17 protein-coding genes are annotated in these 20639 nt (G+C 39.1%); 8 read left to right on the top strand and 9 right to left on the bottom strand.

The window, feature by feature from the left end; all coding sequences use genetic code 11:
- Window position 1: 1 nt before the first annotated feature.
- Complete coding sequence (locus LPB86_RS10030) at window positions 2-538, top strand: hypothetical protein (protein ID WP_230643107.1); 537 nt, start codon at window positions 2-4, stop codon at window positions 536-538.
- A 59-nt stretch (window positions 539-597) separates the two neighbouring features.
- Here the strand turns inward: LPB86_RS10030 and LPB86_RS10025 are convergent, their stop codons facing one another.
- The 3 genes from LPB86_RS10025 to LPB86_RS10015 form a co-directional block, all read right to left on the bottom strand.
- Entirely contained in the window at window positions 598-1368 is a 771-nt protein-coding gene (locus LPB86_RS10025; RefSeq protein ID WP_230643105.1) for a carboxylesterase, read from the bottom strand.
- A gap of 77 nt (window positions 1369-1445) precedes the next feature.
- Window positions 1446-2441 (bottom strand): phosphatase PAP2 family protein, encoded by a 996-nt coding sequence (locus LPB86_RS10020; protein ID WP_230643102.1) that lies wholly within the window; start codon window positions 2439-2441, stop codon window positions 1446-1448.
- Between the two features lie 68 nt (window positions 2442-2509).
- Window positions 2510-3817, bottom strand: a complete 1308-nt coding sequence (locus tag LPB86_RS10015; RefSeq protein ID WP_230643099.1) for a voltage-gated chloride channel family protein — start codon at window positions 3815-3817, stop codon at window positions 2510-2512.
- 100 nt (window positions 3818-3917) lie between these two features.
- Here LPB86_RS10015 and LPB86_RS10010 point away from each other — a divergent pair, with 100 nt between their 5' ends.
- Window positions 3918-4775 carry an AraC family transcriptional regulator gene (locus LPB86_RS10010; protein WP_230643097.1) on the top strand — a complete coding sequence of 286 codons (858 nt, stop codon included), beginning with the start codon at window positions 3918-3920 and terminating at the stop codon, window positions 4773-4775.
- 23 nt (window positions 4776-4798) lie between these two features.
- On the opposite strand, the gene LPB86_RS10005 is transcribed toward LPB86_RS10010, so the two are convergent.
- The 3 genes from LPB86_RS10005 to LPB86_RS09995 form a co-directional block, all read right to left on the bottom strand.
- On the bottom strand, window positions 4799-6868 hold the full coding sequence (locus LPB86_RS10005; RefSeq protein WP_230643094.1) for a TonB-dependent receptor: 2070 nt from the start codon (window positions 6866-6868) through the stop codon (window positions 4799-4801).
- Between the two features lie 121 nt (window positions 6869-6989).
- Window positions 6990-9479, bottom strand: coding sequence for a phosphocholine-specific phospholipase C (locus LPB86_RS10000; protein ID WP_230643091.1), 2490 nt, complete (start codon window positions 9477-9479; stop codon window positions 6990-6992).
- 63 nt (window positions 9480-9542) lie between these two features.
- A complete protein-coding gene (locus LPB86_RS09995; protein WP_230643089.1) occupies window positions 9543-11177 on the bottom strand; it encodes an ABC-F family ATP-binding cassette domain-containing protein in 1635 nt (544 codons plus the stop codon).
- Between the two features lie 239 nt (window positions 11178-11416).
- Between LPB86_RS09995 and LPB86_RS09990 the strand changes: the two genes are divergently transcribed.
- The 4 genes from LPB86_RS09990 to metA all read left to right on the top strand — a co-directional run bounded on the left by LPB86_RS09990 (window position 11417) and on the right by metA (window position 15120).
- Window positions 11417-12430, top strand: a complete 1014-nt coding sequence (locus tag LPB86_RS09990; RefSeq protein ID WP_230643086.1) for an NAD(P)-dependent oxidoreductase — start codon at window positions 11417-11419, stop codon at window positions 12428-12430.
- A 22-nt stretch (window positions 12431-12452) separates the two neighbouring features.
- Window positions 12453-13442: a cobalamin-independent methionine synthase II family protein gene (locus LPB86_RS09985; protein WP_230643083.1), complete on the top strand. Its 990-nt coding sequence runs from the start codon at window positions 12453-12455 to the stop codon at window positions 13440-13442.
- Between the two features lie 185 nt (window positions 13443-13627).
- On the top strand, window positions 13628-14062 hold the full coding sequence (locus LPB86_RS09980) for a VOC family protein (protein WP_230643079.1): 435 nt from the start codon (window positions 13628-13630) through the stop codon (window positions 14060-14062).
- Between the two features lie 113 nt (window positions 14063-14175).
- On the top strand, window positions 14176-15120 hold the full coding sequence (gene metA, locus LPB86_RS09975) for a homoserine O-succinyltransferase (RefSeq protein ID WP_230643077.1): 945 nt from the start codon (window positions 14176-14178) through the stop codon (window positions 15118-15120).
- A 72-nt stretch (window positions 15121-15192) separates the two neighbouring features.
- Here metA and LPB86_RS09970 read toward each other — a convergent pair whose 3' ends face one another.
- Window positions 15193-15816 (bottom strand): class I SAM-dependent methyltransferase, encoded by a 624-nt coding sequence (locus tag LPB86_RS09970; RefSeq protein ID WP_230643073.1) that lies wholly within the window; start codon window positions 15814-15816, stop codon window positions 15193-15195.
- A gap of 283 nt (window positions 15817-16099) precedes the next feature.
- Here LPB86_RS09970 and LPB86_RS09965 point away from each other — a divergent pair, with 283 nt between their 5' ends.
- Together LPB86_RS09965 and LPB86_RS09960 are read left to right on the top strand one after the other, a co-directional pair.
- Entirely contained in the window at window positions 16100-16555 is a 456-nt protein-coding gene (locus LPB86_RS09965) for a hypothetical protein (RefSeq protein ID WP_230643070.1), read from the top strand.
- A gap of 14 nt (window positions 16556-16569) precedes the next feature.
- Window positions 16570-17079, top strand: a complete 510-nt coding sequence (locus LPB86_RS09960; protein ID WP_230643067.1) for a GNAT family N-acetyltransferase — start codon at window positions 16570-16572, stop codon at window positions 17077-17079.
- Window positions 17080-17431: 352 nt separating this feature from the next.
- Here the strand turns inward: LPB86_RS09960 and LPB86_RS09955 are convergent, their stop codons facing one another.
- Window positions 17432-19216, bottom strand: a complete 1785-nt coding sequence (locus LPB86_RS09955) for a hypothetical protein (protein WP_230643065.1) — start codon at window positions 19214-19216, stop codon at window positions 17432-17434.
- A 283-nt stretch (window positions 19217-19499) separates the two neighbouring features.
- The gene (locus LPB86_RS09950) at window positions 19500-20630 is read right to left on the bottom strand and encodes an SIR2 family protein (RefSeq protein ID WP_230643062.1); all 1131 of its coding nucleotides are present in this window, start codon (window positions 20628-20630) and stop codon (window positions 19500-19502) included.
- Between the last annotated feature and the right edge of the window lie 9 nt (window positions 20631-20639).

The raw sequence follows: 20639 nt of genomic DNA, 5'->3' as shown, positions 1-20639 counted from the left end.
CATGAAGAATATTTTATGGTTGTTATTCCTGGTGTTAGGTTTGACAGCAACAAAGGCCAGTGCACAGATGCCGACTGCACAGCAGATTAAATGGGATGCCAATAAAGAAGTTGAATTGAGCATGGATGTCGATTCCGTTTGGGAAATCTTCCAACGACCTGAGTTGCTTAAGCGTGCATCAAACGGCTATGTTACATCCGTTGAAATTACCGATCCAAAATTTCCTGTATCCAGGAAGATCACTTTTGCAAACGGAGCCAGTAGAATGGAAAATGTAGTCCAGAATGAACGGCAAAATAAACTGATGGTCATAGAGTTTGCGAATGCATCTTTACCTAGGGGTATTAAGTCGGCCGAAATTGCGATTTTTATCAGGCTGCAGGATCCTACAACCAAGATTTTATGGAAAGCCAAGGCGACAGGTGATAGTGAAGCGAAGAAAATATTAATTGAACAACTAACTGCTGAATTTGAGAGTTATGTTGCGGGATTTAATAAAATGAGCAGGAAAGTGATACCTGCAGTAAAAATGAATTAGACAAATTCCGGTGACTATAAAGTTAAGGAAATGCACTACTAAATAGTGCATTTCCTTTTTTACAATGCCTCATACCATTCTAAAGCATAATCGGCTACCTTTTCCCAACCAGGTTCTCCGCAAATAAAATGGCTTTTTCCATCAAATATTTTGAGATCAACCCGACTGTTTGAATCCTTATAACGCCCAGCAATTGTTTTTGTGAGGCTCACTGGAAAAATATGATCGCTCCCTCCACCAATAAATAAAATTGGTGCATGGGCTTTTTTAAAGTCGATGTTTGAATAGGAATCTAAAACCAACTGTCTGCTCACCTTAAAACTTTCTGGTACCGCAAAAGTTTCAAATGCCTTTTCTTTTTCCACATCAGAGATCGTATTAAAGAATGCATAATCATACCATTTACGGCTGCCCATATAGTATTTATTAAAGGTAAAAAATCCAAAAGCCGGAAGGGCAGTTTTAAGCGTTTGAAAAGGAGGAAACACATTTTTAGGCGGCGCCCCATCAATACTTACACCTGCTACCGCTTTGCCCATCTCTATCAATTTTAACACGGCCATACCAGCCATAGAATGGCCGATAATAAAGGGCTTTTCCGGAAGGCTGTCAATTAGCTTCGCTATGTTATCCACAACGTCAATAAATCCGGTTTTAACAAGATCGGGATGTACATTTGCCCTTAATGCTGCCGGATCACCGTCGTGACCTGGATTTGCCGGTGTGTAAACCTGATAGCCTTTTTGTTCGTAATAAGTTTTCCATGCTTTCCAGGTAGCGTTGTTTACGAAATTCCCATGAATGAGTACAATTGGAGTAGATTTTGCCATGATGCTGATTTTTAGATGATGCCTAATTTAGGCATTTATTCTTTAATCAACTAATTAACAGCACTATAAAATAAAAATCACAAGCCCACACGTAACGTAAGACCTGTCATTCTGGTAGAAATTTCCGGCAGTAGGGAATAGCTTGCCTTAAATTTTTTCTTATACAGACTATTTGCCTGGTTTTGCTGTCGTTTTTTTTCAAAATACCTTGAACTGGTTACAATTCCTTTACCTATTAACGTACCCAACAAGCCACCAGCCACCATGTCTCCAACCCAATGCTTATGAGCGTCCAAATCTGCAAAAAAGACAAAAGTTACTAAACCATAAGGGATCCAATAGTTATCGAACTCCATTGCCATCACTTTAGCCACGGCATAATAAGCTGTAGCATGAAAAGAAGGAAAAGAAGTTCCATCTGGTCCGGTATTGAAGTTTAGTTTTCTAAAATGAAAAAACTCATGCGGATCTGTGGTTAAAGGTGCCCGGGGTGGAATTCCATCACTTAAATTTGGATCGGGACGTTGACGGGCAAAAGCGGCTTTTAAACCTACATGTACCAATAAATAAGAATAACCAAGCGCCTTTAATGAATTTAATGCCGCGCGTTGGCCTGTTTTATAATTGGTTGCCAATGAACCTCCATACAATGCGATAATAGAATAATTTAAATATGCATCATTACCTCTAAAAAATTGATTCCCTTTTGAACCAGGTAAGGCTGGTAGGGTATAGTCGATTTTTTTCTCTAGTTTATCCTGGTACCATTTGGTAATGGGTTTATCTGCTAATACCACCAGAGATACACCAGCCAGATAGGCCAGGTTACTTTTCCAATCCTTTTTCAAGGTATGGCCCATCTCTACAAAATCCCTTGGCGTACTAAGTATTAAAGTCTCCCAAACCTTAGTAGCCGTTTTAAACCTGCTTTGCTTTGCTACGGGAGTATCTATCTCTATGGTTGTACTATCTGCCACAATTACTGTTTTAGATGAATCTACCTGCTGTGCAGTTGCAATGATGGACAGGAATAAAAAGGGTACAATTGCTACAATTTTGTAGTTTATAGTCATAAAAAGGCTATTTTTTTCTAAAAATAGACAAAAACACGGAAACTGAAGGAAGGAATTGACATTGCGCATTAAACTATCTTACGCAAGCCTATTCGTTGAGCAGAATAAATTCCGGAAGGACCACTAAACAAATAGGCTGTAAAACAAGCCACTGCAAAGAACAAAACATATTCACTGCCAAAAAGCTCTACCCCCATTATAGTACAGGCAAGTGGCGTATTGGTTGCCCCCGCAAAAACAGCAATAAAGCCAAGTGCGGCAAACAGACTTACAGGCGCATCTAGCAAAGAAGAAAGCACATTTCCTAAAGTGGCTCCAATATAAAATAATGGTGTAACCTCACCACCTTTAAATCCGGTTCCCAAAGTTAGTGATGTATATACTGTTTTCCATAACCAGCTCCAGGTATCCGCTCCACCACTATGAAAAGCCGACGGAATGGTAACCGATCCGGGATATTCAGCATCTACACCCAGGCTTAAATAATCTGGTTTACCAAGAAGGAAAGTCAGCAGGATAATCATCAGCCCGCCCAAGACAGGAATTAACCAGGTGATTTTACATATTTTAGAAGAAAGGGCTTTGATTTCATGTACCGTAACAGAAAAAAGATAGCTGGCCAAACCAAAAAATACAGAGGCCAGGATAACTTTTCCAAGCAAAAGCAGGTTTACAGGTAAGTAGTTGGACAGAAAAAAGCTGCCTTTAGCCATAAGGTCAATAGCATAGGTAGTATGATGAATGCCCCAGGCCGATACCGTGAGGTCTCCAATTAAACTTGCAATGAGCAGGGGCAGCAAGGCATCATATTTTATTTTGCCTAATGTTAGCACTTCCATGGCAAATATAGCTCCGGTAATTGGCGTACCAAACACAGCACCAAAGCCGGCGGCAATTCCGGCCATAAGCATTGTTTTAGTATCTGCTTCATTTAGCTTAAACCAGCGCCCAAAAAGTCCGGCAAGGCTTCCTCCAATTTGTACAGCCGTACCTTCCCTCCCAGCCGAACCACCAAAAAGGTGGGTAATAACCGTAGTTACTAAAATAATGGGGGCCATTTGTGCTGGCACTCCTGCGCCGGGCTCGTGTATTTCATCCATAATCAGGTTATTTCCCTTTTCAGATGATTTCCCTACCGATTGATAAATGAAATGAATGAGTATACCTGATAGGGGTAAAAGATAAAGTAACCAGGAATGCTGAAAGCGAAAATGTATAGACCAGTTTAACAGCCATAGAAACAGGGCCACAAGACTACCTATAACAATAGCAACCGGAAGGAGCAGCAATGTCCAGCGAAATGCATATTTAAAGATTGAAAAATGTGTCGGTATAAATTTAGGGCGTGTCGTCATGTTCAATAGTTCATTTTTCATAAATCGGAAGGACACCATTTCCGTAGTACAAATGTATAAGAAAAAACCGATCGTCTTTTCTTAAATCTAATTTCCCGGATAAAGGGCTTATCTTTGCATTATGAACAATGAACCTACTTTAGGACTTGAAAAGGCAGTACTCTATATTAGAAACCTGAACAACTGCCCTCCAAGTTATTTGAATGATCCTGGCAGAAAGGATTTTTTTGAAATTGTATGGCTCAAAAATGAAGATCCGCTCCATGGAATTTCAGATCCTGCATTTCGGATTAAGGGTGACTGGGTATACTTGATTCCCCCCTACCGCGTGCATCAACTGAACAAAGCTGGAAAAAACGGAGAACTGATTTCATTTAAACGTTCTATGCTGGAAGAAGAAGATAAAGATTTCCTTCTTGATCTCTTTAGGATTTTCAATGTTCAGGGTGAATTTTCTTGCTTAAGATTAGATGAAGTATCTGCCAAAGAACTCAGTGAGATTTACCAGATCATGGTTATTGAATATTCAAAAGAAAATAATTATGAGATGATGAAAGCATTGCTAAAGGTGCTTTTGCTTAAACTCATATCGGTTAAAGAGCTTGAATTTACAGGGCATGATGTTCACCAAAAAAGGGTTTATGAATTTCTAATGCTCATTGAAAGTAATTTTTACACAACAACCAATATCGATTTTTATGCCGGCAAACTGGGCATCAGTTCTAAAAGACTAAACCAGATCTTAAAAGAAAAACTGGACAAGACCGGAACGCAAATTATCCACGACAGAATTATTCTGGAAGCGAAACGTAAGATCATCCATAGCGAGGTAACCATCAAAGAAATTGCTTTTGATTTAGGCTTTAGCGACCGCCCGTATTTTAGCAGGTTTTTTAAGAAACAAACCGGGCAGACCCCTGAAGAGTTCCAAAAAATGGCCAGAACCCATATTGAATCCAATTTGAATACACTGGTTTAAAAACCATCAGGGAACCTTTCAGATTACCAGTTCCATACCAATCCGGCCATAAAATTAATGGCGGGCGCAGCGTTAAAATAGCGGGCACCAAGGGCATTTAAATCGTTTCCAAGGCTATATTTCTGGTTCAGCAGGTTATCTGCGGCAATGTAAAGCTCTGGCAAGTACGGTTTTTTTGAAAAATAACGGGTTCCCACTTTTGCGGATAACAGATGGTAAGGCTTAGCAAATACGCTATTGGCATCATTAAGCGCAATACCCGAAGTATAATTGTGCTGCAAAAAGAGATATAATCCCTTGCTAAAGTCAGCGTGCAGATTGTTGACCAGCACACTTCTTGGTACACCGGCTACCCTATTTCCTGAATACGAGATGTTGTTTACCAAATATTCATCATAATGAAAATAAGCATAAGTGTAAATACTATTCCATTCCAGGCTTTTAATCAAGGATGAAGTATCCTTTTCAGGTATCAACAACCAGCTGGCAGCAGCTTCAATGCCTTTTTGTTTTATTCTCCCTGAATTCACAAAAAAGAAATTACCAGTCTGATCTACCTGAGAAACAACACCTTTATTTAACGCATACTGGTAAACAGAAGCATCTAAAGTCAATTTTCCTTTTAATGCAGTGATGCGGAAGCCCGCTTCAGTGTTCCAACCTTGTTCAGGTTGCAGATTGGTATACACCAGGTTATTAGCTGGGCGTACCTCGGCGGTGGTAGGTGTAGAATACCCTTTACTTACCGTGGCCCTAAACGATACTGGTTTTGATATTTCATAGTTAAAACCAAAATGTGGCATCCAAACCGGATGGAAATCAGTTTTAACTTTTGCGTCATTTCTAAAATGGTAACCGCTATTGTTACTGGAAACAGCAGCTTCAAAAACCAGGCGATTGTTCAAGTTCATTTTTCCACGAACAAATTCAAAATACTGATAGCTTAATATATTACTATATGCCTGAAGATTACCCGGCACACCACCGTTATTATCGTAGTTATAAATGTCTGAAATCAATCTTTGTCCTTCAAAACCCACATCTAATGAAAGTTGTAAACCTTCTGGCAGCCTTTTATTTTGTAAAGTAAAAAACGTTCTCATACCCAGGTTATTTTCATTCCTGTTTTCAAAATTACTGATGGCTGGATTCTTAAAATCTACATTACTGCCCCAGGCTGTAAAGCTGTGCGATAGGTATGTTGATAAATTCATTTTATGCTTGATCCCTCCAAATAACATTTTTGAATCAATCCCCGCTTTTTGCGCTAAAGCCCCAGGTAATGTTGCAGTAGCCAATCTGGCCATTTTAGGATCTGCATCATATTGCGTTTGGGAAAGTGCTCCAGGTGTACCGTAAGCCAGGTTGCTATAAAAAGCATTTATTTCTAATGACTTGTCCGGTTTGTAATTCCAACTATCCGAAACCTGCAAAAACATTCTGTGGTTATTGGTATTTTGCCGGTAACCATCAGATTTTTGATAAGATTGTTTCATACTAAAGAAATGCTTACCAGATGTTTGATTATAATGAGCTGCCTCTCCAAACAAACCAAAAGAACCACCGTACAACTTAGCACCTGCAGAAGAGGCGCGGTCTGTATTAGATTTAAGCAATACCACACCACCAGAGTTGGCACCAAACAGGCTTCCATCCGGTCCTTTTAACACCTCTACCCCGTCTATATCATTTACATTAAGCGCATTCAGATAAGTATTGCCTCCTGCATCTGTGAGCGCAAAATCGTTATAATAAATCTTAATGTTCCGCACGCCATAAGGAGAACGCACCAAACTGCCACGGATGGACAAACGATAACTCCCTGGAGAACGCTCTTCCATACGTACACCAGAAATGGTATTCATTGCCGAAACCAATGAGCTATTGCTTTGAAGCGCTATATTTTCCTTACTTAGTGTCACTACAGAGGCTGGTGTTTGCCATAAACGTTGTTCGTATAAATAGCCGTTTATTTTGATCTCTTTTAAGGCTACTATTGAATCAGCAAGTCTTGCTTTTATACTTTGTGCCTTAACATCCTGTATCCACAAAATGCACAATATTAATAAAATTGGAAGTATCAGTTTTTTCATCTGTTTTAATTCGTTTCTATTTGTGATGAAGCCATCATGATCTTAAGTATTCCACTGTGTGATTTGAAAGATCATGATGGTTTCATTTAGAATCAAATCAGCTAAAACTAGCTATTTTCAATCAAAAACCAGCGCCTATTTGAGGATCGGTAAATCCATGCCTGCCATTTTCTACCCGGCCTGCAAAATCCCGCACGAAGCCTATAGCGCCATCAACCACAATATCAAAATCATACCAGTTTTGGCTCTTACCTAAATTTAGCTTTTCCTTAACGTCATGAGTAGCCCTTACTGTTAGTTCTTTCTCAAAATTGCCGTAGCCTTTGTCCCGGATAAAGATTTTGTAATCATGCTGGGCACTTGTATTTTTTATTTGCAGGATAAGATCTCCTTCTGATGTGTAATGAACATGTATGCGTAAAGACGGATCATTAGCATTCCCCTTAAACTTTCGGCAAAAGCCATTGGGGCCATTTAAAACCAAATGATACTGACCATTTTCCACTGAATTTAAAGGCCATTGATAAACAATTTCATCGTTTCCCTTTACAGCAAAATAACGGTTACGAACAGTTTTATCAGGTGTATCAGCAGATTCATTTTCGGTATAAGAAGACACGGTAAATGGCGCCCCTACCCCTTTAGAAGCCATAGAGATCACAAAATTATCTTGTTTTGGATCTAAATATCCATCTACCTTAAATACATAAGGTAAAGCACAGGATGGACGCTGCCCCTTTTCCTGACGCGGAAAGCGATTCATTGAAAAGGTATTTTTATTCATCTCGCGTATTTCATTTTCAGTCAGCGCCTTATAATTACGGGGATAGGCTTTAAACTTTGCCTGATGAATACTGGCGATCAAGTCATCTCTCACTATTGATGTAGGAAACTTAACCTTCTCGCCATTATAGGGCCTAAAAACCGAGGTAAGATCCCCACATACTGTCCTCCGCCAATCACTAATATTACTTTCCTTTATTGTTTTAGCACTTTTCTTCTGGATAAATGTCTCCAAAAATTGCAGACAGGAAGTGTGATCAAAAACTTCAGAATTTACCCATCCACCCTTACTCCAGGGCGAAACCATTACCATCGGAACCCTAAAACCAAGTCCGATGGGGCTCTCTCTTCTTAAGTCATTTTGCCTGCCTCTGTTTATCTCATCCTCTTTAGTTACAAATTCTACGTTAGTATCTAGCCCAGGCGAACATTTCCCTGTCTCCGGACGATCTGAATGAGGAGGTACGAAAGGCGCAACATGATCAAAATATCCATCGTTTTCATCATACGTCAAAATGAAAATCGTTTTCTTCCAAACCTCAGGATTCTTAGTCAGAATATCCAATACCTCCGAAACATACCAGGCACCATACCATGGAGAATGTGGGTGATCTGAAAAATTACCAGCAGCAGCCAACCAGGAAACCATGGGTAATTTTCCCTCTTGTACGTCTTTTCTAAATTGGAACAATACATCCCCTTTGGGCACAGCTACCGCTCTGTCAATGCCGTTTTCCTGATAATTGAGGTATTCCAGTTGATGGTAATGAGGATCACCTGTATTGGTAACAAATGCATTATTGTGAATATGCTTCTCAAATTCACTTAACTTATCAAATCTTTCCTGATTCCATTCCCTACGTTCTTGAATTACTTTTTGCAGCTGCTGTGCTTTTTCTTTCAGTTCAACCTGCTGTTCTGCTGTTTCAGGCAGAGCCTTTAACCGCTCAAGTTCTTTTGTAAGCCTTTCTTCATGCCTGGCCAAAAAAGCTAAATGGGCTTTGTGCAGCCTTACATTATATTGCTTGTGAAATTCAAGATTGTTATCGGTAAAGTTGCTCAACCAATCATCGTGTTCAGCATCAAAGCCTACATCTATACTCAGTTCATTTTGATAGATTTTCCAGGAAACCCCAATCTCTTCCAATCTCTCGGGAAAAGTTTTCCAGGTTAAATCCTTAAAATTGATCTCATCATTAAACACCAGGGCCTGTGCATCTTTATGCTGTTCTTCGCGAATTGTACCGCTCCAAAAATAAGACCTGTTTGCACTGGTTCCGGTTAGTGCAGAGCAGAAATGCTGATCACAAACTGTAAAGGCATCAGCCAAAGCATAATAAAAGGGAATATCTTTCCTATCGTAAAAACCCATTGTTAGGGGCATACTGGCATAATCCGGATTCCCAGATTTTTTGCTTTCCAGCCAATTATCCATATCGCCACCATTTCTTGCATCAACCTGATTTTCCCATGAATGTGGCAAAGATTGCATCCAGGTAGCATTAGATTCCTTAATGTTAAGATTAAATGGAATATGTGTCTCCCCGGCTTTATTGGTTTGCATCCAAACCTTATTTTGGTTTGGTAAGCGCATCGCCCTGGGGTCATCAAAACCCCTTACCCCTTGAAGTGTTCCGTAGCAGTGATCAAAAGAGCGGTTTTCCTGCATTAAAAAAACAACATGCTCTGCATCCAGATAGGTTGATCCCTTTTCAGCATCAATAGCCAAAGCCTTTTGAATGGATTCAGGCAGCATTGAAAACAATCCTGCGGCTCCGGTCAATAAGCCTGCTTTCTTTATAAATTCTCTTCGGGTATCTTTAGTCATGGTAATTGCAGTGGAAGCATAAATCTATAAACACAAATTTAATACTTCCATGTTACCAGATGGTTAAGAGGCTTCTATATCTTTTAAACTATTCATTTTTTTGTAGGCCAGGAAGCCCTTAATGTCTTCAAAATGCTCCCGCACGCGTTTGTTCCCAAATTCAAATACCTTATGAGCCAAACCGTCCAGGAAATCCCGATCGTGCGAAACCAAGATCAAGGTGCCGTCAAAATCCTGCAAAGCCTCTTTAATAATGTCTTTAGTTTTCATATCCAGGTGATTGGTTGGCTCATCCAGGATCAACACATTCACTGGCTCCAATAAAAGCTTAATCATAGCCAAACGTGTTTTTTCACCCCCGGAAAGTACCTTTACCTTTTTAGTGGTATCGTCACCACTAAACATAAAAGCACCCAAAAGATCTTTAATCTTTATAGATCCATCACTCAGGGGAATTTGATCAATGGTTTCAAATACCGTTAGGTTTTCATCAAGTAGTGCTGCCTGATTTTGCGCAAAGTAGCCAATTTTAGCATTGTGACCTACTTTCATACCTCCTTCAACGTCAATCTCGCCCATTATGGCTTTGATCATGGTTGATTTACCTTCACCGTTTTTACCTACAAAAGCTACCTTTTCTCCTCTTTCAATCACCATGGATGCTTTTTCAAATACCACATGGTCACCATAAGCCTTAGTCAGCTCCTCTACCATCACCGGATACTGACCCGAACGTGGTGATGGTGGAAATTTAAGTCGCAATGCCGAAGTATCTACTTCATCAATTTCAATGACTTCAAGTTTCTCCAGCATTTTAACACGTGATTGCACCTGTAATGTTTTGGAGTAGGTACCTCTAAAACGATCTATAAACTCTTGGTTATCGGCAATAAAGCGCTGCTGTTCTTCATAAGCTTTTAGCTGGTGTACACGACGATCGGCACGCAATTGCAGGTAATGACTATATTTTGCCTTATAATCATAAATTCTGCCCATGGTAACCTCAATGGTTCGGTTGGTGATGTTATCTACAAAGGCCCTATCGTGCGAGATGACCATTACTGCTTTCGCCGAGTTGATCAGGAAATCTTCTAACCATTGGATACTTTCAATATCCATGTGATTGGTTGGCTCATCCAGCAAAATCAGATCAGGCTTTTTTAATAAAATCTTAGCCAATTCAATCCGCATACGCCATCCACCAGAAAACTCTGAGGTTTGACGGTTAAAATCTTTACGCTCAAAACCCAGGCCTTTTAATACTTTTTCAACCTCTGCATCGTAGTTAACCTCCTCTACCGAATAAAACTGTTCACTCAATTCCGATACACGCTCAATTAATTTCATGTAATCGTCGCTTTCATAATCGGTTCTAATGGTCAACTGCTCATTCAATTCGTCAAGCTCCTTTTGCATATGCTGCATCTCCTGAAAAGCCTTGGAGGTTTCTTCAAAAACAGTAACATTATCCTGAGTAAGCAAATGCTGTGGTAAATAAGCAATTACCGCCTCCTTTGGCCCGGTTACGCTTCCGGAAGTAGGCTTCGTTGCACCAGCAATTATTTTTAAAATAGTAGACTTTCCAGCACCATTTTTACCCATCAGGGCTATTTTATCATTTTCATTAATAGAAAACGTTACATCACTAAACAAGGTAGTTCCACCAAAGGAAACGGAGATATTATTTACATTAAACACAAAAAGGAGTATTAGATTAAGCCACAAAGATAAAGGAATTTTACAATGACCGTGCTGAAGCTTCCTGCCTTATAGCCCGGAATAATTTCCTGTTAAGGCTATAAAAATTTTATAAAAACAGCCAAATAAACTTTATAAAACCATAAAATCAGTCGTTTTAACTGATTTTTAGCTTTATTATGGTTGTATATTCTACAAACTTACCTTTGCACCAGAACTTAAAAACAAAGACGTTAGTTATGAAATTTTTAGTGACTGGAGGCACTGGCTTTATTGGTGCACGTATAGTAGTTAACTTATGGGAACGTAAAATACCGGTAGTGGTGGCCGATTTGAGCTTGAATATAGCCTGGGCGAAACAAATTGCGCTCCTGAAATATGATAATGATCCTGCTAAACGTACCGAACTAGAGGAACAAATAGCACAAACCTCATTTATCAATCTTGACGTATCAGATAAAGAAGCTGTAAACCAGGTTTTTTTTGACCACACGGATATTACCCACGTCATTCACCTGGCTTATCTGATGAGTGCCGAAGTAGAAGCCAATCAGCAGCGCGGTGCTTCGGTTAACATATTGGGCATGATCAATATGTTTGACATGGCAGTAGAACATAGGCTGTCACGTCTTGTCTTTGCCAGCAGCGAAACAATATATGGAGCTAACCATAGCGTATATGGTGATGAAAACTATGCGGTTAAGGAAGAGGATTTTTGCTCTCTTGAAGAGCATTTTTACACGTATGGCGTAATGAAAATGCTCAATGAATATACCGCCCAAAAATACATCAAAACGAAAGGGGTTAGCATTGCCTGTATGCGTCCGCCAATTGTATATGGAGATGGACGCATGAGGGGATCGGTGCTCTGGGCATGCGAATTTGCCACCAACCCGGCATTGGGTAAAGAGGTGAAACTGCCATTTTCTAAAAACTCCAGAGACTGCTGGATTTATGTAGACGATGTAGCGGAGCAATTTGTACGCCTTGCATTAAAGCCACAACTTAATCACTTTTCTTATAACAACGGAGGACATTCTGTTACCGCCGAGGAACTGATGCAGACGGTAAAAAGCATTGTTCCTGATGCCAAATATGAATTTGATGAGCGCGTTCCCCGTACCTCCTTGGTTGATAGATGTGACAGTTCCCGCCTGGAACATGAAATTGGCTTTGTGCCACGATCACTGAAGGATGGGCTGAAGGCACAAATTAAGGAAGCCCGAAACAGGGCGCTACAGGTAACCATTTAAAATATTTTATAAAAAACAAGATATGTCAGCATTTCGAAATACCGTAGTCGGCAGTTACCCACGTCCGGAAAAACTACAAGATACCATGAAAAGACCAGTTATGAGCAGAGATGAAGTAGATCATTACATTGACTGGGCAGTAAAAGACCAGGCCAGCCTTGGTCTGGATACCATTACCGATGGTGAAGGGTACCGGGAAAACATGTATTATTATTACCAAAAACGCATAGATGGGATCACATTTGAAGATATGCCACAGGTTACTTTTGGTACGGCTGGTTTTGGAATAGAATGCCCAAGGGTAATCGCAGAACTCAGGAACCCACGCTTTGACCTTGCCCAAAACTGGAAAATAGCACGTGATGCAGCCCCTGCAAATGTAGAAGTGAAACTAACCGTTACCGGCCCACATGTACTTTATCGTTTTAGTGTAAACGAGCGCAAAGATCTCTATCCTGATGCGCAGTCGTTGTGTCGTGCCTGGGCAAATGTTTTAAGAGAGGAGATTGCCGAAGCAATAGCGCTTGGCTGCCGACATGTACAGTTTGATGAACCTATGTGGACAGAATCGCCAGAGGAAAGCCTATGGGCTGCCGGCATTCTGGCCGAACTGATTGAGGAGCTACCTAAAAATGTACGTATAGGATTACATGTGTGTGGTGGTAACCCAAGGCGAAAAAGGGTTTACTTTACTAAATATACAGACATCGTGGAAGCTTTTAAAAGGGTGCCTGTTGATGAACTTTTACTTGAACATTGTACTTTAAGCTACAATATGCTGGAACTATTTGATCTATGGGATTTTAAAGGCGACCTTGCCATTGGTGTGATAGACCAGCGCAGTGACGAGTTGGAATCTGTGGAAGAAATACGCGAACGCTTAAAACCAGCCCTGGAATATTTTCCTGCCGAACGGTTAATATTGACAAGTGAATGCGGATTTGGTCACGTACCGATTGACATTACCCATGCAAAATTGAAACGCCTGGTTGAGGCTACTAAATTGTTATAAAAAGCGCATTAGTTGTTATACAGTCAGATCAGAAGTGATGATCTGACTGTAATGTCATTCCCATCATTTCTACTGCTTTTCAAATATGGCCGCACAAATACACCCTGTTTTTGTCGTAAATAGCCCCTACATATTCCCATCACAACCCTCATCTTTACAATCAGTCACCAAGTTAAAATATAACTATGAAAGCAATCAATCCCTGGATCAACTTTAACGGAAACGCAGAAGAAGCCTTCCATTTCTATAAATCAGTTTTTGGCGGAGAATTCACAAAGATCATTCGTTTCAAGGATTTAGCAAGCGATGAATTTCCAGTACCAGAAAAGGAAGCAGATAAAATCATGTATATTTCTTTACCTATAGGAAGAAATAATGTATTGATCGCAAATGATGTTCCCGAAATAATGGGAAGAACAAACGAAAATGAGAACCGTTCTAAGATAGCCATAAATGCAGAAAGCCGAGAGGAGGCAGAGAAAGTTTTCAACGGCCTATCGGCCGGAGGTGATGTAGAAGGGCCCATCGGCGACACTCCTTGGGGTACATACGCCGGAATGTTCAGAGACAAATACGGAATTGAATGGATTGTGGAATTTGACCCCAACGATAACGGGTAAAATTGGTGACTCCCTCAGAATTGCCATATGATAGTCACAGATGTTCCTTAGTCTAGAGTGCAATGGTATTATTCTTATTTTTGTCGATTAATTAAGAATAAGGGGGATGATAAATGCCAGTTAAGATTCCGAATAATCTGCCAGCGATTGAGCTTTTAAAGAAGGAAAATATATTTGTAATGAGTGATCTGAGAGCGGATACTCAAGATATCCGCCCAATGCGCGTGCTTATCCTTAATCTGATGCCTCTTAAGATATCTGCTGAAACGGATTTTGTTCGTTTATTATCTAACAATCCTTTACAGGTTGAAGTTGAATTTTTAAGGCTCGATTCCCACACTTCTAAAAATATATCTGAAGAACATCTGGAAATGTTCTATAAAGGTTTTGGCGAAATAAAGGGAAACTTTTATGACGGTTTGATCATTACAGGTGCTCCTGTAGAAATGCTGAAGTTCGAGGAAGTAAGCTATTGGAAGGAGATCACTCAAATCTTTGACTGGGCTAGAAAACACGTTACCTCAACGCTATATATTTGCTGGGCCTCTCAGGCTGCGCTTTATCATTTTTATGGGGTAGAAAAAAAGCCATTAAACGAGAAATTGTCCGGGGTTTTCAAGCATACTGCCACTGAAAAAGGGCACTCCTTGTTAAGAGGCTTTGATGACGAGTTCTTTATTCCTCATAGCAGACATACCACCATATTGAAATCGGATTTGGCTGATAAGGAAGGTCTTCATATCCTATCAGAATCTGCGGACGCAGGAGTAGCCATTGTATGTTCCCGGGGCGGGCGTGAATTTTATCTTACTGGTCACTCAGAATACGCTCCGCTCACCCTTCACGAGGAATATGTAAGAGACCGGGAGAAAGGTCTTGATGTACCTGTACCGAAAAACTATTACCGGGACAATAATCCGGATAATGCACCATTGGTGTGTTGGACAAGTCATGCGAATTTACTCTTCAATAATTGGCTCAACTACTTTGTTTATCAGGAAACACCTTATGATCTAGAAGACGTGGGTAAATTGGGCGAGATTGTTCAAAATGGTTAAAGAACCAGGTTAAAAGTAGAAACCCGAAGCTTCCTCGCCCAATTGTAGCAAGCCATGCGCTGCAAAATAAAATCAGGATGATTTCGTTTTCCGCACGCACCAGGTAGTCATACTTCTCAGGTTCTGAACATTAGTGGTTTTGATGGGCTCGTGAAGTTCCCCCCCAATCTTTTTAGTCAGTCGGAGCAGCATCTCCTGATTGACCAAAAAGCGTTCCGAACCATCAGGCAGAATGTACCTCCCGTTTCCGATAAACCTGACCAGTGATTCGATACCGATTTCAGAAGCCAGCCGGCAGAAAAAATATCCTCCCGGCTTGAGCACATCCCACATGGAATTCAGCATCGCTTCGAAATGCCCCAGGTTTTCTGCAAAATGTAACACCGCGCTGCTGATCACCAGGTCAAAGGTATCAGCAGCAAAAGGCAACTCCTCTACTGAAGCAACCTTAAAGTTCTCATCCGGATCAACCTGTGGGAATGACATCGACAACCTTTTTAACTGTGCGATGGCTTCCGCATTTTGATCTACGCCAAAAACATTTGCCCCGCTTTTCAACAAGTACAGCAAGTTCCTTCCAGTTCCGCAACCGGCATCTAAAATTGTGTGACACTGATCATACGTACCTTTTAGCAATTGGTCAAATAAATAAATATCAATATTTCCAAAAGTATCCTGAATGTGCTGCTTTTTCATCTGCTGGCAAAGATAGTCACATTCAGCTTACAGCGAATATCAAGGCACATTAATATTGGCGTAAACCAAAATCCAACCCATTGCCCCCACTAATCCCCAAAAAGAGTGGCCTTTCCGGCATATAGTCATTTTCACTAACTTAACCAACAATACCTCTCAAAAAATCGTATGTACCTGCAAGAAAACGTCGCCCATCAAAAAAATAAATGATCCTATTTTGCAACTAAAGGTGTAGCAAATTTGGGTTTTTATCCGTTTACAGCAAAAACCAATTATAACTCACATGACATCCATTAAAAATTTTCTATTCCTATTTATCATTCTGTTGACGGGGCTGCTTTCTTGCAAAAAAGACAAAGTTGAAAAGCCATCACATCCGCTATCCGGCGAGTGGCAACTAACAGATACCGAAGGCTACTTCACCAGGGTCATCTTCGGCGAAGGTAACAATTTCAGTTATGTAATTTCCTCAAAAGACTGGTCGATGACCACAGCAGTACTTGGCAGCTTTACCACCGACGAAAACAAACTGACAATAACCGTCAATAAAAGACTGGTACAGGAAAAAGGCAAGGAAACTATATTGGTGACCAGTGATACTCCATTTTTCGATCAGGCAACCTTTAGCATTGAAGATAAAACCCTTACACTCAATTACACCACCTATCCGGCTGATGCACCAGTGCCTACCACTTTAAAACTCACAAGGGCATTGAGTCTAAAAGATGACACACACTAGCAAGCCATAGAAAAATGATAAAATTAGCCTCATTTAAGCCAGCAGATTTCAAAAAATTAATATCCTGGATGGACAGTGAAGAATTACTGGTTCAGGTAGCGGGGCCCATATTTACGTTTCCGCTCACGGAAGAACAGCTTTTCACTTATCTGGAGGATCAAAACCGGCATGTGTTTAGAGTAGTTGATACCGGCTCAAACCAGACCATAGGTCACGCGGAAATTTACATAACAGAAGAACAGACTGCAAAGATATGCCGGATTTTGATAGGCGATCCCTCCTCCAGAGGAAAAGGACTGGGACAGGAATTGATCAGCCTGCTGGTAAATTATTCCATCAATATCCTTAAAATCCCACATATAGAGCTTAATGTTTATGACTGGAATACCAAGGCCATTAAATGTTATGAAAAAGTTGGCTTTAGGATCAACCCTGAAAAATTCAGCACCATGGAGGTGAAGGGAAATACCTGGCTGTCTTTAAATATGGTTTTTGAGGGGTTAAGGCTAGCTAAGCAGCCATAAAAAAACCGGAATCGATATTTTCGATTCCGGTTAGTACTCGGTGCCAAAATTGATAAACTCCAATTTGAGCAAGATTTAAAGAAAATTGTAGAATATCGATTGATTCGTTGGAAGTCTCTAAAAATGACGAAGTACACTAATTGTGGCTTCTTTGCCGAATAGAGATGGAATTTGAAAAGTACTTTTTTTTAAAATAATTTATTTGTTTCAAATTTTGTCGAACCAATTAAAGCATGATTTGATATTTATTTACATAAACAATATTAATTCGCTGATATTTTTTGAAAATTATATAGTGGATAAAATTTAACCATATTTAATGGAGTTTTGGTTAATCTTGTAATTCAAGTTGCTAATGGAAAATTTGCGATGGATTGTCTACTTTTAAATATTCTTTAGCAGGTTGGCCCCTCAGCGAACCTAACATTATGCTTTGTGCAATAAAGTAGTCTTCAATAGAAACTTTTCCATCGTTATCTAAATCTGCATGTACTTCAGCCATAAAATCCAATATAGAGTTTAGAATGAAGGTAAAATAGTATTTCATATGGGAAATGTGGACATATATACCCTTCTTTATTGCCGCATTGTGAACGATTTCGTTTCTGATACGATACAGACGAGTGAGATTCCACTCTAAATTTGTTGTGTGCTTATGTAAAACGTATGTAATTCTACTTGGGTCTTGCACCCAGGTTTGATAGTATCTAGCTCTAACTTTGAGTAGTTCACTGGGACTAGCAGCAACTATTGCGTCATATGTTTCATTAAGAGATAGGTAGACAAGATCATCATTATAACCCGGTATGTGTGCAGAGATTCCTAATCTTTTGATGGTCTTGTGAAGGTCATGCAAGTTGCGCTTGACATATATTAAGGAGTGGCACAAGGGATAATAGCTACGGATACGATCAATAGTTTTCTGGTCGTTTTTATTTGAAGTGAAAATATATTCTAGGCCAATCCAATAATTAAGTAATTTGGTTTCCAATTCTGGTGATTCCGTACCAGTTCTAAAGTAACGAATGGCAGAGATGATCTTATCATAACTTTCCTTTTCAATACTATTTTGTTCGATTTTCTTAATTTTATTTAAAAGTGTTTCAAATACTTGAGCATTGCTTCTTACATAGCCATCAATTTGGAAGTTACTAGGAAAAGTATCTGCTTTAGATGGATCAACTTTTCCAATTACCGCACACTTAGTGTCAATTTTGAAAGAATGACGGGTAAACCCAAGATGATAAATGTCCATGTCCTTCGAGAGTTTATTCATTGAAGTCTCTACAGCCTTAAAATAGTCGTGTGCTTTAATTTCAATGTATATCAAAAAATTCTCTTTATTATCTTCAAGATAATCAGCGACTTCAGCAGAAATAACAGGCGCAATTGTTCGACGGTATCTTTTTGTAACTAGCTCATAGCTATTGTCAATTTTTTTAAATTCGTTGAATTGAAATGAACTGCCAATTATCCTAAATATTACTGTGAAATTCTCGCTATCCTTGACTATGAGTGTTTTTAAAATATCCATTCTAGCTGAAAAAGTAAGTGCTGGATCTATGTTGCGCACAAAAGTAATTTGGAAAAAATTATTTAGGTATTGTTTTGTAAAGCCTTTATTAATTAGTTCAACAAACAAATGGTTAGCAAGTACTATTATGTTTTTTTTCATCTCTGCAAGATCATTCTGGAACTTTGGACTGTGGTCGTCCACAAGAGATGGAAAGATGGCGGTTAATCTTAGAATTTCATCAAACAATTCAGAGAGATAATGTTGATTATCTTTTAACATAAGTTTGCTTGATTGGATTAAAAGACTGTAATCCTTGGGACTAGCTTTAGATAAAGTATCTATATAATGTTTTTTACTAACTTTGATGAATTTTAAACCATGATTGTTTTCTTCAAGTGCTGCTTTAAGTTCTTTTGAGGTGGAACTGGCATAATCATTGTTTGTCAATAACCCAGAGTTGGAAGCATGACAAACGCTAATCAACTCTTCGATTAATGTCTTAGGATTATGTAACCGTAGTCTGTAGGTGTCAATTGTGAAATTGTAAAGTAATTCCAATCCCTTGTCAATAAAAAGCAGCTCAAAAGGATTTACAGGATAGTGGATAACTATATTTTGCATTTGTAAATATAATCGTATATTTTTGCATTGAAATAGAAAGAATTATTCATTTATAAAGATACAGAAAGGGGTCCGGGAATCACCTCTAGTTTTTGGAAAGTAAATCGGTTCTGCCGAATTGACCTGAAGAAGATTAAGTTTTTTTCGTTCCCCTAAGAAACTTAGGCTAACCTTCAAGGTTGGCCTTTTCATTTTCGATCTTTCGTCACTATTTTTCAAATTTCTTCTGGCTCTAAAAATTGGATTATTGAATGATATACAGATTAGGTTTAAACTTTCTATTTTACAATTGAACTTTTTCAGTTAATGGATTTATCTTTTTGTAACCATCATGTCTAAAAGGAAAAATAGCGTAAGGATCGATATGTAACACCTCTTCAATATTTGGCAAGGAGGATTCTAAAACTGTGTTAATATGAGCGTCACCAAATGAATAACCGACAATAATCAGCTTATCACAATCTTTCAAATGCTCTTTAAAATTTGAATATAATAATTTGTACATTTTATCATTTCGAATCATTTCTAGCTTATTTTCACCTGTAATGAATTGCGGAATTATCTGAGGAGTAAAATTTTGAATTACTTTTCCATTTTCGTCAATATCATTAGCGGTATGTTTTGCATGGAAATCTAATGTCTTGAAATAATCAGCTCCCTTATGGCTATTTTCCTCCCGGACATAGCGATATTGATAAAAATCTATTGAGCCATGAAGTTTTAACAAATTAAGCCTTTTTTGAAAATCACCATTAAATACTTTTAGTTTAGTTCCATTATCATCGACAAGGGTACTGCGATCAGTAGAAAATCCATCACTATAATCAATATCGTAATGCTCAAAGAGCATTTCCAATAAAAGATCATGATTTAAAGTGAAGATGTTAATCTCCACATCTTCTGCCATGAAAAAGTCCGAATATGGTTTGTATGCTGTATAAAGTTCCTCGCGGTCTGATCTAACCCATAATAAGTCTTCTATAAGATGGTAGAAACAGGAAAAAAATTCATAATCTGGAATACTCAAAAAGTCTGCGTCATCCTTTTTAAAAACCTCCGCGTACTGTTGCTGCGCACTTTGTAAGAGATCTTCATAGGTTTCTCTATCTTTTGTTTTTAAGGATAACAAGTAAAAATAGAATTTCTCATAATTAAGCTCTGCTAATCCATTTACATTCAGGTAATGTCTAATCACAAATTCAAGAAAAAAAGCAATTTCGAGTCCGCGCCAATGTATTTTGCCATTGTGTTGTTCGGCCTTGTTCGCCCAATCTGTCCATTTTGATTCACCGGAACTAAACCAAAGAATGTGATCGTATAGTGGTTGCCGCAAAAACTTATCAGAGATATCTTTAACAAGTGGCAAGCCAGCATTGTAAGAAAAACCGGCTCCTAATAAAAAACTAACTTTCATAATTAATTA

The sequence above is a fragment of the Pedobacter sp. MC2016-14 genome, from assembly GCF_020991475.1.
In the GTDB taxonomy this organism is placed as follows: Bacteria; Bacteroidota; Bacteroidia; order Sphingobacteriales; family Sphingobacteriaceae; genus Pedobacter.
Note: the sequence above shows the minus strand (reverse complement) of the source record. Positions and strands in the feature narration are given on the sequence as shown.

Coding starts and splice junctions, on each gene's coding strand:
- LPB86_RS10030 (WP_230643107.1), top strand. CDS start 2: ATGAAGAATATTTTATGGTTGTTATTCCTGGTGTTAGGTTTGACAGCA.
- LPB86_RS10025 (WP_230643105.1), bottom strand. CDS start 1,368: ATGGCAAAATCTACTCCAATTGTACTCATTCATGGGAATTTCGTAAAC.
- LPB86_RS10020 (WP_230643102.1), bottom strand. CDS start 2,441: ATGACTATAAACTACAAAATTGTAGCAATTGTACCCTTTTTATTCCTG.
- LPB86_RS10015 (WP_230643099.1), bottom strand. CDS start 3,817: ATGAAAAATGAACTATTGAACATGACGACACGCCCTAAATTTATACCG.
- LPB86_RS10010 (WP_230643097.1), top strand. CDS start 3,918: ATGAACAATGAACCTACTTTAGGACTTGAAAAGGCAGTACTCTATATT.
- LPB86_RS10005 (WP_230643094.1), bottom strand. CDS start 6,868: ATGAAAAAACTGATACTTCCAATTTTATTAATATTGTGCATTTTGTGG.
- LPB86_RS10000 (WP_230643091.1), bottom strand. CDS start 9,479: ATGACTAAAGATACCCGAAGAGAATTTATAAAGAAAGCAGGCTTATTG.
- LPB86_RS09990 (WP_230643086.1), top strand. CDS start 11,417: ATGAAATTTTTAGTGACTGGAGGCACTGGCTTTATTGGTGCACGTATA.
- LPB86_RS09985 (WP_230643083.1), top strand. CDS start 12,453: ATGTCAGCATTTCGAAATACCGTAGTCGGCAGTTACCCACGTCCGGAA.
- LPB86_RS09980 (WP_230643079.1), top strand. CDS start 13,628: ATGAAAGCAATCAATCCCTGGATCAACTTTAACGGAAACGCAGAAGAA.
- metA (WP_230643077.1), top strand. CDS start 14,176: ATGCCAGTTAAGATTCCGAATAATCTGCCAGCGATTGAGCTTTTAAAG.
- LPB86_RS09970 (WP_230643073.1), bottom strand. CDS start 15,816: ATGAAAAAGCAGCACATTCAGGATACTTTTGGAAATATTGATATTTAT.
- LPB86_RS09965 (WP_230643070.1), top strand. CDS start 16,100: ATGACATCCATTAAAAATTTTCTATTCCTATTTATCATTCTGTTGACG.
- LPB86_RS09960 (WP_230643067.1), top strand. CDS start 16,570: ATGATAAAATTAGCCTCATTTAAGCCAGCAGATTTCAAAAAATTAATA.
- LPB86_RS09955 (WP_230643065.1), bottom strand. CDS start 19,216: ATGCAAAATATAGTTATCCACTATCCTGTAAATCCTTTTGAGCTGCTT.
- LPB86_RS09950 (WP_230643062.1), bottom strand. CDS start 20,630: ATGAAAGTTAGTTTTTTATTAGGAGCCGGTTTTTCTTACAATGCTGGC.